A 16,382-nucleotide genomic window follows, 5' to 3' on the forward strand; every position below is an offset into this window, starting at 1 on the left:
GTTAGACTGGGCTTGTCAGCGTGCATTGCAGCATGGCTGGCAAGCCCCGTCCATTGCCCCGGAATACTGAAGCCACCATGCAAGCCACACTGACTGTGAACGACGGCCGCGCACTGATCGAACTGGAAGGCAACTTCACCTACGAAGCGCACCGCGAGTTCAAGCAGACCACCACCAACGCCATTGCCGCGCCGGGCATCACGCTGATCGAAATCGATTTCGACAAGGTCGGTTACATGGATTCGGCCGCGCTGGGCATGCTGTTGCTGTTGAACGAGCGCGCTGCCGGCCGCAAGGTGGTGCTGACCAACTGCCGTGGCACGGTGCGTACCGTGCTCGACATTGCCAACTTCAGCAAGATTTTCGAGATCCGCTGAGCGCGCCAGTGGCAAGCAAAAGGCCAGTCATTGCGACTGGCCTTTGTTTTTGATGCATGGCCCTACGCGAGCAGTAGCCGGATCAACGCCACCACAGCGTGGCCAGCAAGCCCGCCAGCAGCGCAGCAATGGCCGCCAGCAGCCAGTTGCGCTTCTTCTGCTCCCACATCAGCCCGCGGTAGCCGTACACCAGCAGCTCGGTGGGGTTCTGGCGCGTCAGCTCGGCCAGCTGCCGTGGCAATACCGGCAGCAGCGCCGCCCATTGCGGTGCTTCGCGCTTGAGGTTGCGCCACATGGCGCGCCAGCCGATCTGCTCGTTCATCCAGCGCTCCAGGAACGGCTTGGCGGTTTGCCACAGGTCCAGGTCGGGATCGAGCTGGCGGCCCAGCCCCTCGATATTGAGCAAGGTTTTCTGCAACAGCACCAGCTGCGGCTGGATTTCGATATTGAAGCGGCGGCTGGTTTCAAACAGCCGCAGCAATACCTGCCCGAAGGAAATCTGCGAGATCGGCTTGTCGAAAATGGGCTCACAGGCGGTGCGGATGGCCGCTTCCAGCTCTTCGGCGCGCGTCTCCTTGGGCACCCAGCCCGATTCGATGTGCGCGGTGGCCACACGGTGGTAATCGCGGTTGAAGAACGCCAGGAAATTGATTGCCAGATACTGCTTGTCTTTCTCGGACAGCGAGCCGACGATGCCGAAATCGAGCGCGATATAGCGGTTGTCGGCCGCCACGAAGATATTGCCCGGATGCATGTCGGCATGGAAAAAGCCATCGCGGAACACCTGCGTGAAGAAGATTTCCACGCCGTAGCGGCTGAGTTTCTTCAGGTCGATGCCTGCGGCGCGCAGCTCATCGATGCGGCTGATCGGCGTGCCGTCCATCCATTCCAGCGTCAGCACTTCGCGGCTGGTCCAGTCGTAGAACACTTCCGGAACCAGCAACTGATCGGAGTTGAGGAAATTGCGCCGCAACTGGCTGGCATTGCCGGCCTCGATCATCAGGTCCAGCTCATCGTGCAGGTATTTGTCGAACTCGGCCACCACCTCGCGCGGCTTCAGGCGCTTGCCGTCGGCAAACAGCTTTTCCACCAGTGCGGCCATCACGCGCATCAGCGCCAGATCGGATTCGATCACCGCCAGAATATCCGGGCGCAGCACCTTCACCGCCACGCTGCGGCCACCGTGTACACCATCATCGTGCAGGCGCGCCTTGTGCACCTGCGCAATCGATGCCGATGCTACCGGCACCCGGTCAAACTCGGCATACAGCTCGGCCAGCGGCTTGCCGAGGCCGCGTTCGATCACCGCGACCGCAATCTCTGCCGGGAAGGGTGGCACCCGGTCCTGCAGGTGCGCCAGCTCATCAGCAATATCGAGCGGCAGCAGATCACGCCGCGTCGACAGCACCTGGCCGAACTTGACGAAGATCGGCCCCAGGTCTTCCAGCGCCAACCGCAGCCGCTCGCCGCGCGGACGGCTGAGCGTGCGCCAGAAGAACAGCGCGTCCAGTACCCGGCGCAGCCCGTGCACGCGCTCGTGGCCGAGCAGAAATTCATCCAGCCCGTAGTGCACGACGACACGGGCAATTTTAAACAGACGGAACAGGCGCATCAGGCGGTTTTCTGGGTAAGGAGGGCGAGGCGCTGTTCCAGCCTGGCCAGATCGTCGCGCAGGGTATCGACCCCGGCGCAGTAGCGCTCGACATCGGCTTTGTTGGCAAGCAGTGGCGCTTCATCGCGCCAGTACTCAACCAGGTGCACCAGCATGCGCGAGCCGATGGCAGCGGGTATGCCCCCCACCTTGCCGGCCAGCCATACCAGCCGCTGCGCGGCCACGTCGCCCACCAGTTGCGACAGCTCCTCGGCCGCATCCCAGCGCACCTGGCCCAGCACACGGCCGATGCCGGCAGCCAGCTCGGCATCGCCGGTGATCTGCAATTGCTTTTGCGCGGCCACGCGATCGAACGCGAAGGTCATGAAAAACGCCAGCGGCAGCGTGAGCGTGGCTTCGGATACTACGTCGGCGGCGGCGGCCTGCCAGCGGCCATCGTCGCCGATGGTGAGCGTCGCAGCCAGCGCCGGGAACACCAGGCGCAAGGTGCGCCCGCGATAGCCGGCCAGCTCGCTGCGGGCGGCAGCGTCGGCATCGAACAAGTGGTTGAGCAGTCTGACCAGCATGGTGATCGCCCTCAGGCCTTGATACCCTTGTGCAGCGCCACCACACCGGCGCTCATGTTGTGGAAATCGGCGCGGATGAAACCGGCGTCCAGCATCATCTGCTTGAGGGTCTCCTGATCCGGATGCATGCGGATCGACTCGGCCAGGTACTGATAGGAGTCGGCATCGTTGGCCACCAGCTTGCCCATGAACGGCAGCAGCTTGAACGAATACAGGTCATACGCGGGCTTGAGCGGCGTCCACACCTTGGAGAACTCCAACACCAGCAGGCGGCCACCAGGCTTGAGCACGCGATGCATTTCCTTCAGCGCCGCATCCTTGTGCGTCATGTTGCGCAGGCCAAACGCCACCGACACGATATCGAAGTAGTTGTCCGGGAATGGCAGCTTTTCGGCATCGCATTGCGCGACCGGCGTAGCGATGCCCTTGTCCAGCAGGCGGTCACGGCCTACACCCAGCATCGAGCTGTTGATATCGGTCAACCACACCTGGCCGGTCTTGCCGACCTTTTTCGCAAATGCCTTGGAAAGGTCGCCGGTGCCGCCGGCAATGTCGAGCACCTTGTCGCCCGGGCGGGCGCCACTGGTCTCGATGGTGAAGAACTTCCATGCGCGATGCAGGCCCGCGCTCATCAGGTCGTTCATCACATCGTACTTCTGCGCGACGGAATGGAAGACCTCGGCCACTTTCTGGGCCTTGTCTGTTTCGTTGACGGTCTTGAAGCCGAAATGGGTATCGGACATGGGTTTCCTTGTCAGTCGCGTGTGGCGCCGGCCGCAGCCAGCCGTTGCAGATAATCCTGCCAGCGGGCCGCCTGATCGCGCCCCAGTTCGTACAGGTAATCCCAGGAATACAGGCCGGAATCGTGGCCGTCGTCGAACACCAGTTTCACCGCGTAATGGCCCACCTGGATCACATCGACGACGCCGACGTTCTTCTTGCCCACCTGCAGCACCCCGGGGCCGATACCGTGGCCGCGTACTTCGGCCGACGGCGAAAAGACCCGCAGGTACTCACACGGCAGACTGAAACGGCTACCGTCGTCGAAGGCTATTTCGAGCACACGCGAAATTTGATGTAACTGTATTTCAACGGGCAGCGGCGTCGCCGCATTCAAGCCAGCCATGGTTTTCCGGGGATTTTTGTATGAAGACGAATGATAACGCGCGCAGGCAACTGCCGGATACCTCGGCACCAATACGACGACTTGTCATATTAGGTTCACAATAGGGTACTAATCTCGCAACAAATCCAAATTGTGAGCCCGCCATGCCCGCCAACATCCTGCTCGTTGAAGACGAACCCGCCATCCAGGAACTGATCGCTTTCAACCTCACGCAAGCGGGCCACCACGTGATGCGCGCCGACTCGGCCGAATCCGCCCAGAACATCGTGCGCAATGCGCTACCTGACCTGATCCTGCTGGACTGGATGCTGCCCGGCATGACCGGCATCGAACTGGCCAAGAAGCTGCGCGCGGAAGAGCGCACCAAGACCATTCCGCTCATCATGCTGACTGCACGCAGCGATGAACAGGACAAGATTACCGGCCTCGATACCGGTGCCGATGATTACATCACCAAGCCATTCAGCCCGCGCGAGCTGCAGGCCCGCATCAAGGCCGTGCTGCGCCGCCGTGCACCGCAGGTCACCGATGATCTGGTGGAAGTGCAGGGCCTGAAGCTGGACCCGACCACGCATCGCGTAACCGGCAACGGCGAGCATATCGACCTGGGCCCGACCGAATTCCGCCTGTTGCACTACTTCATGACCCACCCGGAGCGCGTGCATTCGCGTGCCCAGTTGCTCGACCAGGTGTGGGGCGACCATGTGTTTGTGGAAGAACGCACGGTGGATGTGCATATCCGCCGCCTGCGCTCGGCACTGGAAGCCACCAACTTCGACCGCCTGATCCAGACAGTGCGTGGCACCGGTTATCGCCTCTCGGCACAATGATTGCCAGCTAGGTTCATCAAAACTTAAAGCCGGATCGCTCTAAAATGGGGCAGGCTGCCGTGTCGGCGCTTGCCCACCCTCTCCCTATCGGTTGAATTCCATGCTCTGGCTGCGTTCCATCATTTATTACCTGATCATCACGCTGATCGCGCTGATGGTGGGCGCGGTATATGGCACCTTGTGGGCACTGGTTTTTGCACTGGTGGTGATTTCCGGTTCGTTGCTGTTCCACCTGTACAACCTGGGGCGGCTATACCGCTGGGCGCAGCACCCCCGCGTGGAAACCGTGCCACAAAGCTTCTTGCTGTGGCAGGAAGTGTTCGACAAGTTCTATGACCAGGTACGCCTGCAGAAAAAACAGCAGGACCGGCTGGCCAACACGCTGGACCGCTTCACCAGCGCTGGCGAGGCATTGCCGGACGGCGTGATCATCCTTGATGAGCATGACCGTATCGAATGGTGCAACCAGGCAGCCAGCGTACATCTGGGCATCGATCGTATTGCCGACATCTGGCAGGTGGTCACCAACATCCTGCGCCAGCCCAGCCTGCGCGAATACCTGCGTACGCAAGACTTTGCCCACCCGCTGATGCTGCGCACCGCGCGGCCGACCGAGCAGGTACTGTCGGTACAACTGGTGCCGTTCGATTCCACCCGCAAGCTGCTGCTCAGCCGCGACATCACGCAGCTGGACCGCGTGCAGACCGTGCACCGAGATTTCATCGCCAACGTATCGCACGAGCTGCGCACGCCGCTGACCGTAGTGGGCGGCTTCATCGAGACCATGATCGACATCCCCGATCTGGACGCCACCACGCGCTCGCAGCAATTGCAGCTGATGTACGAGCAAACCCAGCGCATGCAACGGCTGGTGGAAGACCTGCTGACACTGTCCAAGCTGGAAAACGGCCAGCAACTGCGTGAAGAAGAAGTGGACGTGCCGCAACTGATGCGCCTGCTGGCGGCAGAGGCCGAAGGCTTGTCGCAAGGCCGGCACCAGATCCGCATCGGTACCATTGCCACCGCGCGGCTGATCGGCAATCACGATGAATTGCATTCTGCATTCGGCAACCTGGTTTCCAACGCCATCCGTTACACGCCGGCCGGGGGTACCATCACGCTGAACTGGCGCGCCGAGGGCGAGCATGCCTGCTTCGGCGTGGAAGACACCGGCATCGGCATTGCCCCCGAGCATGTCCCCCGCCTGACCGAGCGCTTTTACCGCGTGGACCGCGGCCGCTCGCGCTCCACTGGCGGCACGGGTTTGGGCCTGGCCATCGTCAAGCACATCCTGCAGCGCCATCAGGCGCAGATGGTGATCCGCTCCCGGCTGGGTGAGGGCAGCGAATTTGCGGTGAAGTTTCCCATGCAGCGGCTGATCACCGACTGAGCGCGACCGCCGCCCGGCAGGCATGAAAACAGACCGTGCAAGCCGCGTTTTTCCGTCATGTTCGTCGGGTAAATTGCGCGATGGATTGCACAGTGCATGGGCGCAGTGTCAAACTCTTGAGTCTGCCCGATTTCCGGGCCTGTCCGATCAATAAACGAGGTGCACGCAATGAGTAGAATCGCCGCCATCAAACCCTTCGGTCAACGCATCTGGCTGGACAATCTGTCCCGTGGCCTGCTGCAATCGGGCGAGCTGCAAAAGCTGCTCGACGAAGATGCGATCGCTGGTGTGACATCGAACCCGGCCATTTTTTACAAGTCGATTTCGAGTGATCCGCTCTACGCTGCCGACCTCGCCGCACTGAAGGCGCAGGACCTGACCGCTGAACAGCGCTACGAAGCACTGGTCATTCCGGACATCCAGGCCACTTGCGACCTGAACCTGCCGCAATACAACAGCAGCAACAAGCTCGACGGTTATGTGAGCCTGGAAGTATCGCCGTTCCTCGCCAACGACACCCAGGGCACGGTCGACAACGCCAAGCGCCTGTGGGCCGCGGTGAACCGCCCGAACGCTATGATCAAGGTACCGGCTACCCACGCTGGCGTACTGGCATTCGAGCAACTGATCGCTGCCGGCATCAACGTGAACATCACGCTGATGTTCAGCCTGAAGCAGACCGACGACGTACTGACCGCGTACATCCGCGGCCTGGAAAGCCGTCTGCACGCCGGCGAGCCGGTTGACCACATCCACGCCGTGGCATCCGTGTTCCTGTCGCGCGTTGACGTGCTGCTGGACAAGGCGCTGGAAAACATCGGTACCCCGGAAGCACTGGCGCTGCGCGGCAAGAGCGCCATTGCCTTCGTGAAGGTGGCCTACCAGCACTACAAGCAACTGTTCCACGGCAACCGCTTTGCCAAGCTGAAGGCTGCCGGTGCCAACCCGCAACGCCTGCTGTGGGCATCTACCGGCACCAAGAACCCGACTTACCGCGATGTGCTGTACGTGGAAGAACTGATCGGGCCGGAAACCGTCAACACCGTGCCGGATGCCACCCTGAACGCATTCCGCGATCACGGCGATGCCGCCGACAAGCTCGAAGCCAACACCGACGAAGCGATCCAGACCCTGGTGACCCTGCGCAAGCTGGGCATCGACTTCAACAGCGTGGGCGAACAACTGCAAAGCGACGGCCTGAAGCTGTTCGACGAAGCTTTTGAAAAGCTGCTGGAATTGACCAAGTAAGCACGGTCAGCCGGAAGACCAGAAAGGCCAATCTGCGGATTGGCCTTTTTGTTGCCTGCCAATTGCGTGCTGCCGTTGTGTAAACGCCGACCATGCAGGCCACATGGCACCGCTGGTAGCCGGTTGCGGCCTTGCCGGAGGGCGGCACCGCTTACCGGGCGTGCCGGCAACAACGCGGCCCTGATGCCGCCGTAGCCACCCCTGCCGTTACCAGCCGCCTGCACAGCACCGTGATCATTCATCCATGCATTGGCAGTCATGGCACGGGCCGGATGCCGCCATGGACCTCTGCCCTGCATTGCCACAAGCACGGCCAATCCGGCAAAACGCAGCCAGCGCCGGGCAAATAAAAAACGGGCGAGTCTTGCGACTCGCCCGTTTCAGAGACTGGCTACCCCGATATTACTGGAGTGTGCCGGCCGGCAGGTTTGGATATTCCTGCTTGATCACGTACTTCTTGCCACCCAGTGTCACAACATAGTTGGACGGGCCGGAGATAGGCAGGTAGTAGTTCAAGGTCAGATCGAGCGTGCCACCAGCTGCAACAGTGGTCCAGTTCGGCGTGTGAAGCTTCACGTGATGGAAGTCACCCTTGAAACCACCGATGTTGTTGCCAGTGTGCTCGGACGATACAACAGTCAGCTCGGCAGACGACTGATCAGCCATATTGTTCGGCGCAGCAACCGGGTAATCGAATTCGATTACGGTACCCGGTGGCAGTGCAACACCGGTGTTGTTGGTTATGCGCAGATACGGGTTGATCGGGTAGTTCTGATCGCCCAGCTTGAAGTTGGTCAGATCAAACTTCAGGTCGATTTGCTGAGTCGGCAACGTGGTCTTCGCGCGCTTGTTGCCATACGGCGACGCACTGCGGAAGTTGGTTGCAAACAGCTTGGTCAACGTGGAGCCCGGTACGTACTGACCCTTGGTGCCATTCAGGTTGGTCTTGTTGGCGTCGTAATCGTAGTCGCCAGCCAGTTCCCAGAACATCGCACCACCGATGCCGTTGCTGATGATCCACTCGGCCTTGCGCTGGACAGATTGCTCGTCCTCGGTCGAGATGAATACCTTCTTGCTGGCGTTCCACAGCCACGGAGCAACCAGGGTTGCGTCGTAGTTACGGACATAAGTGCCAGTCAGGTCAGCAGCAGCCAGGCCGAACAGCGGCAGGTAGTCACCAGCGACACCCTTTTCAAGGTTCTTGGCGTGCCACATCGGGTTGGAGCCAGCACCCATTTCCTTGCCGTTCTGATCCAGGTCATGCCAGATGTTATCGATACCGATTGCACCCAGGCCGCACTCTGTCAGGCCAGGACCGCAGTTGGCCGACTTCGGCGATGTACCCCACAGACCGTTGTTGCCACCAACCACATCCTTGTGACCACGGGTGTAATACGGTACGCCGGCGTTGATACGGCCGGACTGCACGCTGCCGCGGAAGTAGCGGTAGGCCCAGTCTGTGTTCAGGTAACCGATGCCACCGTATTGGGCGGACGAGTACACCGACCACTTGGCGAGCTCGGCATCCTTGCCGTCATCGAACAGCGCAGCGTTAGGACCGACGAACTCGTTCCATGCACCGTGCAGGTCATACGACATGATGTTCACGTAGTCGAGGTACTGGGTACCCTGGAAGGCTTCCATGCCACGCAGCATGTATGCCGACGACGGCGATGCGATGGTCATCATGTAGTACTTGCCATCAGCAACCGAAGCCAGATCCAGCTTGTTGCGCAGAACCTTAAGCAGTTCGCGGTACGACGCTTGCAGGCCTGCCAGACGCGGGCTGGAAACTGCCCAGTCGAGCGGGTTGCCGGCCTTGTCCATCGTGGTCGGATATTCGTAATCGAGATCCGCGCCATCGAAGCCGTACTTGCGCAGGAACGCAACGGTGGAATCAGCAAACGCATTGATACCTGCGGTGTTGATCGAGCCATTGGCGTTGGTCGTCATGGTGTAGTAGCCACCCGACGATACGCGGTTGCCGTCGGCGCCGAAGTAGCCACCGGTTTCAGCCCAGCCACCGATCGAAACCAGTGTCTTCACGCCAGGATGCTGCTTCTTGAACTTGTTCAGCAGGTTGAAGTTGCCCTTGTACGGCAGGCTCGGGTCCATTGCCGCTGCAGGAACAACCGGCTTGCCATCGGAACCGTCCCACACCATGCCGGTGGATTCGTTACCGGCCACGTCTTCGTTCACCGACACCTTGTTGCTGCTGTCGATGTGCGCGAATGCGTAGTTGATGTGCGAAATGTCGTTCCATGGAATATCGGACGGCAGGTAGCCTGGCAGGCCGTTCTTGCCGGTGCGCCAGTTGGTGTAGTAACCGATGATGCGGCGCTTCAGGCCGTTCGGCAGGATTTCGCGGCCGTTGGCGTCGTACACGGTGCAATACGGTACGTTGGCAACAGTGCTGGTCAGGCCATCCGGACGGCAATCAGTACCCGGAACCACGGTCGGTGTCGGGGTTGCTGTCGGGCCAACCGGTGTCGGGGTGACAGTCGGGCCAGTGGTCGGTGTCGGGGTGACGGTCGGCTTCTGGGTCGGTGTCGGGGTAACAGTCGGGCCGGTTGTCGGTGTCGGAGTGACAGTCGGCTTCTGGGTCGGTGTCGGGGTAACAGTCGGGCCGACCGGTGTCGGGGTGACTGTCGGCTTCAGTGTCGGTGTCGGGCCGGTTGTCGGGGTCGGGGTGGCATTGCCACCGCAAACGCCGAGATCAGTCCATGGCTTGCCGTCGCCAGTATTGGCCGACGGGATATCGCCGCTGGTCCACCACTTGGCTTGATAGTTGCGACCGTTGTAGGTCACTTGTGCGCCGCCGTTGTAGGCGGTGCCGCTGCTCCATGCCTGGTAACAGACAGTGCCGGGAACCGGGGTAGCTGTCGGTGCAGTTGTTGCAGTCGGGGCTACTGTCGGTGTCGGGCCAGTTGTCGGTGTGACGCTCGGCTTGGTAGTCGGTGTCGGTGCAGTTGTCGGCGTCGGAGCTGTAGTCGGTGTAGGTACCGGTGTATTGCCGCTGGTTACGCCTTGATCTGCCCACAGGGTCGGTGTGGAAGCCGGGTTCCAGCCAGCGCCTACATAAGCGGTGTGGGTAACCAGCGCTTTGTAGTCATGGCCGTTGTAGCTGACGAAGGTGCCAGCAGCGTATGTATTGCCTTCTTGCCATGCCGGATAAGCGGCATATGCGTGGACGGCAATCAGCGCAGCAGGGATCACCGCGAGGGCGAAGCGTTGCATCATGGTAAAAGTCTCCTCCAACCTTGGAATTGGCATTGTTTATGCACCGTAACTGGTCTGGTGCAGTTTGCCGCCCTGTAATAATCAAGAAAGAATATTGTTTTTGGCGGCGCACAAACCGACTCGAACAGGCACAAATCGGCTCAGGCAATTTGATTAGCAGACAGCACCAAATCCTTGTCAAGGGGTGTGGCAAAGCGCTGACGGGGCGCTGTAGGGCATAGTCGTGACTACATTTCACAGCGACTACACAATTACCCTAACGACCAATGCTGCACCGCAACACAAACCTTATTCACTTCCAATGAAATAAGGTGCTGCAGCCCGCAATTTTTGCTCTGCAGCACATCATTAGCGCCGCCTGATGTAAGTATTTGCCCTGACAAAATGTAGTTTTCGCAGAAAAAAATTTGTGGGAAATCGCAAAAAAATGCTTTTTCCATACAACAGCGATCGAAGCCTGCTCCCAGCATCGCGCAATATGCTTTCCATAAAATTACTCAAACAAAACATGAATCATCAGCACCCGGCGCTGACTGGGCGGCACCATTTCCGGGCGATGACGCACCATGGCAATGATATGGCTGTCATGGAGTGGTCTCATCCTGCATGGGCAGAACTTGCCTTGAAGCCGCCATGCGCATCTGTTAAAACCGCTTATCAGAGGAAAGCCGCCCATGTTGATCCGCAAACTGTTCAAATTTGAAAACGCGCACATCGTGCGCAACTGCTCCAGCGATCGCTGCCGGCGCTCGATTCACGGCCACAGCTACAAGGTGGAAGTGCTGCTGGAAGCACACGCGCTGGATCACGGGCAGATGGTGTATGACTTTGGCTTGATGAAGGGCACGATCAAGGATGTGATCGATGCGTTTGACCATGCGATCTGTTATTGGGATAAGGACGACGCCGAGTACATCCGGCTATGCCAGCAGTTTTCGGCCCGCCATATTGCTTTGCCGGTGTCTCCGTCGGCCGAGCAGTTTGCACGGCTGTTCTTCGTACTGATCGATGCCATCCTCAAGCAGACGGTGATGAAGAACAACGAGGCGGACGTGCTGCTGCATTCGGTAATCGCCCACGAAACCGATACCGGCTACGCGCAGGCCTTCCGCGATGACGCCTACAACCCGCGCATGGGCCTGATCAAGCTGGAAGAGATCTTGTTTTCCGAGCAGATCCGCGCCGAATGGGGCGACCCGCAACTGTACGATAAGCTGCTGGCCGGCACGCCGCTGATCAATCCGGATGTGGCGCTGCAAGTGCAGCCCTGACAGGCGCTCCGATCGTCTTCATTCAGGGCGCGGCTTAGGTCACCAGTGATCGCCGTGCCCGCCACGACGCAGTACCAGACACAACAGGATGATGATGGCGCCGTACGGCCATATATCTCCGATCACGGCGGCCAGCCCGGAAAAATGCATCAGGTGGCCGTAGTGCCAGCGGAACAGCGGCAGCGTAGCCGAGAGCTGTGGTGACAACGGCCAGATCCAGCTCACCGCCGCCGCCGCAGCCAAGGCCAGCACGCCGCACAGTGCGCGCCAGCGCCATTGCAGCCGCCACAACCCCCACAGCAATACACTACCCGCCACGCCCCCGATCACCACGTTGCGGTTGACCCAGGCAAAGAACTGCGCCGGTTGCAGCAGCATGCCGGCAAACGCCAGTTTGACCACCAGCGCGGTGAGCAGCGTGATGCGGATGGCTGCGGGTACCTCGCGCGGGTGGCGCATCAACGTCGCCACGAACAGCGCCACACCCACCATCTGCAGCATCATGCCACCGGCTTCGAGCAGATGCAGGAACAGCTCTGCATTGGCAATGGGCGAATCGAACGGCTGCGGCAAGCCGCGCGCCTCCACCACCACCCCCAGGAAAGGCACGGTAGGATCAAACTGGGTGACAAACCACAAGCCCAGCCAGACCACGCCCCATTCCACTGCCGTACCTTCGCGCATATGGCTATAGCGGTATACCTGCCAGCGCCGCTGCCAGCTGCGGCTGGATAGCAATAATGCCAGCAGGCCGCCCAGCAGCGCACCGAAACCATTGCTGAGGATATCCAGATTGGAGGCAATCCGGCCCGGAATGAATTGCTGGATGAATTCCACCGCTCCCGATAGCAGCGCGCCAGCCACGGCTGCCACCAGCCATGAGATACCACGCTTGCGCACCGTGAGCCCTACACCCACGCCAACCGGCACATAGGCCAGCACGTTCACCAGGTTATCGAACAGCGTGAAGTAATACGGCAGCGGATAGGTGTAAAAGGCAAGAACCGGCTCGCCAGTAAAACGCCAGCCAGAGAACGGATAGAAGCTGACCACCAGGATGACCAGCAAATAGCAGATCAGGAAAAAGCGCGATACGCGAGACGGCGCAACGTCGCGGGCAAGGTAGGCGATGGGGGGAAAGGCACGCATCGTCGTCTGGGTGGCTTTGAGAGCGGGATCGAATCCGGATCGGCATAGAAAAAAGGGGCGACCTTGCGGCCACCCCTTCATTCTAACGCGGACTAAGCAAAACCCACGTTGCTCTTACCTGGACGTTTTCACTTGCGTCCACAGTTTGTTCAGGTCACGCAGCTGCTTGCCTTCCAGCGCGTTGAGCTGTTGCAGCTTTTTCAGCGCGGCCGCATCCGGGAACACGGCGCTGATCTTCTGGATTTCCGGCTGCACGAACTTGGCAGCCGCCGCATTCGGGTTGCCCGAACCGATCATGTTGGTGAGATCGGCCGCGTTCTTGCCATCAAGCATGAAGTTGATGAACTTGTGGGCCAGATCCGCGCGCGGCGCGTTTTTCAGGATCATCACATTGTCTACCGACAGCGTGTTGCCTTCCTTCTGCAGATTATAAGCAATGCCGAAGGGGCGCTTGGCGGCCTTGGCATCGATGTTGGCCTGGAACATGTCGCTGGAATAGCCATGCGCTACCCAGATATTACCCAAGGTCAGCTCCTTGATATAGCTCTGGCCGTTGAACGCCGCCCAATATGGCTTGGCCGCCTTGATGGTTTCAGCAGCTTTCTTCCACTCGTCCGGATTGACCGAGTTGGCCGAGTAACCGTTGTACATCAGCGCAGCGGCGAACACTTCGCGGCTGTCATCCAGCACGGTGACCTTGCCCTTGACCTTCTCCAGCACCTTCGGATCGAAGATCAGCGCCCAGCTCGACGCATCAACACCCAGCTCCTTGAGCTTCTTGTCGTTGTAGCCGATCAGCGTGGTGGTGAATGCGTACGGCACCGAGAACTTGTTGCCGGCATCGAACTGGCTGTTCAGGAACGAAGCGTTCACGTTCTTGAAGTTGGGCAGCTTGGCCTTGTCCAGCGGCTGCACCAGGTTTTGCTTGGTGAGCGGCGGAATGGCGAAGCCGGTAGGGATCACCACATCGTAGCCCTTGGCACCGGCCGACAGCTTGGCCAGCATTTCTTCCATGGCGCCGTAGTAATCTTGCACCACGCGGCACTTGCAGTCCGCTTCGAACCGCTTCACGGTTTCCGGCGCGATATAGTTGTTCCAGTTGTATACGTGCAACACGTCTTCCGCCTGGGCAACGCCAGTGGCCAGACACAAGGCCAGCAACAGTTTTTTCATCGCTCTAACAACCCCTGAAAATGAATAAAAAGCCAGAAAATCGGGCGCGGAACCGGGGTACCGCGGGTGTGAGGATAATTATGCCTTAAACATCCGGGATGTAAGTTGCTGGAGCGCGGCGACATGGGCGCGGCGGGCCCGAATGGCGACCAGTTTATTAGGGGACTGGGCGCCACTTGGTTATACCTCGGAGTGCGGTTCAGCCCCGTTAATGCAGGAAACAAACGTCGGCACCTTCTTCCACCGCGCCGGAATCCGGTTCATCCCCGCTGGTGCGGGGAACAGGAACATATCAACCTGACCACGGTAAAACGCCGCGGTTCATCCCCGCTGGTGCGGGGAACAGCCGAGTTTTTTCCAGATCGCCTGGCGTTGTTTCGGTTCATCCCCGCTGGTGCGGGGAACAGTCCACCAGGTCTTTGGCTGCTGCTTCCAACACCGGTTCATCCCCGCTGGTGCGGGGAACAGCGACCGCCAGCCGGTTCTATCGCAGGTGGCGCCGGTTCATCCCCGCTGGTGCGGGGAACAGATCGCCACCGAAAGGCTGGGCGAGGAAGACCACGGTTCATCCCCGCTGGTGCGGGGAACAGCTGGCCCACGAGCTGACGCACGCCGCTGCCGGCGGTTCATCCCCGCTGGTGCGGGGAACAGCCCACGGAACAGGTTGATGTGCGTTTCGGGGTCGGTTCATCCCCGCTGGTGCGGGGAACAGCTCCCGGCGCTGCTCCAACTCGGCAATACGCGCGGTTCATCCCCGCTGGTGCGGGGAACAGTCCACCCGGCGCTTCACCTGTTCACGCGTGGCGCAGGCATGCGTTTCGACCACATCGCCAGTGACCTGCGTGGCAAGGGGGTAACGTGCATCTGGCGAAATCGGTGCGTCAACGCCCAGCCCACGCTGGAAGGCAGACAGCAGTTTGGCACGGGTGGTGGCGGGTACGGTCGCGGACAACAGGATGGCAGACCCGCCCTGCCGCGCATGTGCGGCGAGCAGTTTTTCCAGCAGCTCGATCATATACGGGTCATACGCGTGGACTTCATCAATGATCAGCACCTTGCGCGCCAATCCCAGCAGCCGCAGCGCCTGATGCCGTACCGGCAACGCAACCAGCAGTGCCTGGTCGATCGACCCCCACGCCGATATCCGCCAGTAGTGCCTTTTTGCGGTTGTCGGCCAGCCACGCGTTGCATTGCAGCGTGGCGCTGGGTTCATCCTGCGCGTAGCCCCTATCCCGCGGCTGGATGGACTGCTGGAAATCCGCGATCAGGTCGCGCGCGCCATGGGCCAGCATGATCGAGGGCCGTTCACCCTCCTGATAGAAGCCACGATAGACATTGCCTACCCGCTGGTACATCTGGTTGGCAGTTGCCATGGTGGGCAGGCCGAAATAGAAACCATGTGCCAGCCCTTGTGCCATCAGGCGGTGCGCCAGGATCAGCGCGGCCTCGGTCTTGCCAGCACCGGTTACGTCTTCCAGCAGGAACAATTGCGGCCCGCTGCCGAGCTGCACGCTCGCGGCATGGCGTTGCAACGGGGTGGGCTCATGCAGGTAATGAAACAGCCGGGTCAGGTGCGCTGCGCCGGGGAAAGGTGCAACAGCATGTGCACCAACACCGGCCGCAGCCACGGCCCGCGCGGCGGCCGGCTGCGCAACCTGCTGCCAGTAATCAGCCAGCGAGTGGGTAGGCCGGTCATGATAAGGAAAATGCTGCTGGTCCGACCCCAGCCAATCGGCCAGTACGGCCAGCCCGGCCAGGAGCCAGCTGTGCCGCTGCAACGCCTGGTGTTGCTGCCTGGTGGGTGCCGGCAACTGAACGGGCAGCAGCAGGCCGGCTACGTCGGCAACAAACCTGGTGGCGACGTCGATATCTTCATCCACGAAGAAATCTTCGATCGACAAGCTGCTACGCTCATCCTTCGGCGGCATGCCATGGTGCCCGGTAACGATCTTGATCCAGTCAGCCCAATATCCATTGGCAGGATCTGCAAGCAGCCCGGGCGGCAGTTGGCTGACAAGCGCCTGCTGCCACAGCAAACAGCCCAGCGTATCGTGGCGTTGCGTGTAGCAACGCTGCCCCACCTTGCCGGCGACAAGATCAGGTGACAAATCCTTTGCCAGCAACTGGAATACCCTGGCAAATTTGCCGAGGTCATGCAGCACCAGAAAAAACACCAGCAACGCACGGAGCTGCGTAGCGCTCAGGCCCAGTTCGGCAGCAATCCCATCCAGCGCCAGGCCAAGCCGCTGCAACAACACATCGCCAACCGCCGCGACATCCAGGCAATGGTAGGCAAGCAGGTGATAGCGTACGGCCGCTTCAAGCGGCTTGGCCTTGCCCCAGTATTGCCAGTATGTGGCGCCCACGAACACCCCCTTCTGTGTAGGACGAATCCTAACG

At 60.3% G+C, this 16,382-nt stretch carries 14 protein-coding genes and 1 CRISPR repeat array; of the genes, 6 read left to right on the forward strand and 8 right to left on the reverse strand.

Features of this window, described 5'->3' with window-relative positions:
* Positions 1-77: 77 nt before the first annotated feature.
* Complete coding sequence (locus IGB42_RS08365; RefSeq protein WP_159669828.1) at positions 78-377, forward strand: STAS domain-containing protein; 300 nt, start codon at positions 78-80, stop codon at positions 375-377.
* Between the two features lie 82 nt (positions 378-459).
* On the opposite strand, the gene ubiB is transcribed toward IGB42_RS08365, so the two are convergent.
* Genes ubiB through IGB42_RS08385 form a run of 4 tightly spaced genes read right to left on the reverse strand, consistent with a single transcriptional unit; the run spans position 460 to position 3,681 of the window.
* On the reverse strand, positions 460-1,989 hold the full coding sequence (ubiB, locus tag IGB42_RS08370; RefSeq protein ID WP_159669831.1) for a ubiquinone biosynthesis regulatory protein kinase UbiB: 1,530 nt from the start codon (positions 1,987-1,989) through the stop codon (positions 460-462).
* Positions 1,989-2,555, reverse strand: coding sequence for an SCP2 domain-containing protein (locus tag IGB42_RS08375; RefSeq protein WP_159669835.1), 567 nt, complete (start codon positions 2,553-2,555; stop codon positions 1,989-1,991). The genes ubiB and IGB42_RS08375 overlap by 1 nt, the downstream gene beginning before the upstream one ends.
* 11 nt (positions 2,556-2,566) lie before the next feature.
* Positions 2,567-3,298: a bifunctional demethylmenaquinone methyltransferase/2-methoxy-6-polyprenyl-1,4-benzoquinol methylase UbiE gene (ubiE, locus tag IGB42_RS08380; protein ID WP_159669838.1), complete on the reverse strand. Its 732-nt coding sequence runs from the start codon at positions 3,296-3,298 to the stop codon at positions 2,567-2,569.
* A gap of 11 nt (positions 3,299-3,309) precedes the next feature.
* Positions 3,310-3,681, reverse strand: a complete 372-nt coding sequence (locus tag IGB42_RS08385; protein ID WP_159669841.1) for a gamma-butyrobetaine hydroxylase-like domain-containing protein — start codon at positions 3,679-3,681, stop codon at positions 3,310-3,312.
* Between the two features lie 143 nt (positions 3,682-3,824).
* Here IGB42_RS08385 and phoB point away from each other — a divergent pair, with 143 nt between their 5' ends.
* The 3 genes from phoB (at position 3,825) to tal (ending at position 7,149) form a co-directional block, all read left to right on the forward strand.
* Positions 3,825-4,511, forward strand: coding sequence for a phosphate regulon transcriptional regulator PhoB (phoB, locus tag IGB42_RS08390; RefSeq protein ID WP_159669844.1), 687 nt, complete (start codon positions 3,825-3,827; stop codon positions 4,509-4,511).
* Positions 4,512-4,611: 100 nt separating this feature from the next.
* The gene (phoR, locus tag IGB42_RS08395; RefSeq protein ID WP_159669847.1) at positions 4,612-5,901 is read left to right on the forward strand and encodes a phosphate regulon sensor histidine kinase PhoR; all 1,290 of its coding nucleotides are present in this window, start codon (positions 4,612-4,614) and stop codon (positions 5,899-5,901) included.
* Between the two features lie 168 nt (positions 5,902-6,069).
* Entirely contained in the window at positions 6,070-7,149 is a 1,080-nt protein-coding gene (tal, locus tag IGB42_RS08400; RefSeq protein ID WP_159669850.1) for a transaldolase, read from the forward strand.
* Between the two features lie 402 nt (positions 7,150-7,551).
* On the opposite strand, the gene IGB42_RS08405 is transcribed toward tal, so the two are convergent.
* Complete coding sequence (locus IGB42_RS08405; protein ID WP_236822531.1) at positions 7,552-10,389, reverse strand: chitinase C-terminal domain-containing protein; 2,838 nt, start codon at positions 10,387-10,389, stop codon at positions 7,552-7,554.
* A gap of 409 nt (positions 10,390-10,798) precedes the next feature.
* Between IGB42_RS08405 and IGB42_RS08410 the strand changes: the two genes are divergently transcribed.
* Both IGB42_RS08410 and IGB42_RS08415 read left to right on the forward strand, forming a co-directional pair.
* A complete protein-coding gene (locus tag IGB42_RS08410) occupies positions 10,799-11,092 on the forward strand; it encodes a hypothetical protein (protein WP_159669853.1) in 294 nt (97 codons plus the stop codon).
* A complete protein-coding gene (locus tag IGB42_RS08415; RefSeq protein WP_159669856.1) occupies positions 11,064-11,660 on the forward strand; it encodes a 6-carboxytetrahydropterin synthase in 597 nt (198 codons plus the stop codon). Before IGB42_RS08410 ends, IGB42_RS08415 begins: the two co-directional genes overlap by 29 nt.
* Before the next feature lie 39 nt (positions 11,661-11,699).
* Here IGB42_RS08415 and IGB42_RS08420 read toward each other — a convergent pair whose 3' ends face one another.
* From IGB42_RS08420 to IGB42_RS08430, 3 genes are all read right to left on the reverse strand, one after another.
* Positions 11,700-12,809 (reverse strand): VanZ family protein, encoded by a 1,110-nt coding sequence (locus IGB42_RS08420; RefSeq protein ID WP_159669859.1) that lies wholly within the window; start codon positions 12,807-12,809, stop codon positions 11,700-11,702.
* Positions 12,810-12,923: 114 nt separating this feature from the next.
* Positions 12,924-13,982, reverse strand: coding sequence for a spermidine/putrescine ABC transporter substrate-binding protein (locus IGB42_RS08425; protein ID WP_159669862.1), 1,059 nt, complete (start codon positions 13,980-13,982; stop codon positions 12,924-12,926).
* Positions 13,983-14,177: 195 nt separating this feature from the next.
* Positions 14,178-14,755: a CRISPR direct-repeat array (repeat unit 29 nt; unit sequence CGGTTCATCCCCGCTGGTGCGGGGAACAG).
* 267 nt (positions 14,756-15,022) lie between these two features.
* Complete coding sequence (locus IGB42_RS08430) at positions 15,023-16,348, reverse strand: CRISPR-associated endonuclease Cas3'' (protein WP_159669865.1); 1,326 nt, start codon at positions 16,346-16,348, stop codon at positions 15,023-15,025.
* Positions 16,349-16,382: the final 34 nt, after the last annotated feature.

This window comes from Andreprevotia sp. IGB-42 (assembly GCF_009848685.1).
GTDB lineage: Bacteria > Pseudomonadota > Gammaproteobacteria > Burkholderiales > Chitinibacteraceae > Andreprevotia.

Excerpts from the sequence above, each read along its gene's own strand:
- IGB42_RS08415 (WP_159669856.1), top strand. The coding sequence starts at position 11,064 with ATGTTGATCCGCAAACTGTTCAAATTTGAAAACGCGCACATCGTGCGC.
- IGB42_RS08365 (WP_159669828.1), top strand. The coding sequence starts at position 78 with ATGCAAGCCACACTGACTGTGAACGACGGCCGCGCACTGATCGAACTG.
- phoR (WP_159669847.1), top strand. The coding sequence starts at position 4,612 with ATGCTCTGGCTGCGTTCCATCATTTATTACCTGATCATCACGCTGATC.
- IGB42_RS08405 (WP_236822531.1), bottom strand. The coding sequence starts at position 10,389 with ATGATGCAACGCTTCGCCCTCGCGGTGATCCCTGCTGCGCTGATTGCC.
- ubiB (WP_159669831.1), bottom strand. The coding sequence starts at position 1,989 with ATGCGCCTGTTCCGTCTGTTTAAAATTGCCCGTGTCGTCGTGCACTAC.
- IGB42_RS08425 (WP_159669862.1), bottom strand. The coding sequence starts at position 13,982 with ATGAAAAAACTGTTGCTGGCCTTGTGTCTGGCCACTGGCGTTGCCCAG.
- IGB42_RS08420 (WP_159669859.1), bottom strand. The coding sequence starts at position 12,809 with ATGCGTGCCTTTCCCCCCATCGCCTACCTTGCCCGCGACGTTGCGCCG.
- ubiE (WP_159669838.1), bottom strand. The coding sequence starts at position 3,298 with ATGTCCGATACCCATTTCGGCTTCAAGACCGTCAACGAAACAGACAAG.
- IGB42_RS08375 (WP_159669835.1), bottom strand. The coding sequence starts at position 2,555 with ATGCTGGTCAGACTGCTCAACCACTTGTTCGATGCCGACGCTGCCGCC.
- phoB (WP_159669844.1), top strand. The coding sequence starts at position 3,825 with ATGCCCGCCAACATCCTGCTCGTTGAAGACGAACCCGCCATCCAGGAA.
- tal (WP_159669850.1), top strand. The coding sequence starts at position 6,070 with ATGAGTAGAATCGCCGCCATCAAACCCTTCGGTCAACGCATCTGGCTG.
- IGB42_RS08385 (WP_159669841.1), bottom strand. The coding sequence starts at position 3,681 with ATGGCTGGCTTGAATGCGGCGACGCCGCTGCCCGTTGAAATACAGTTA.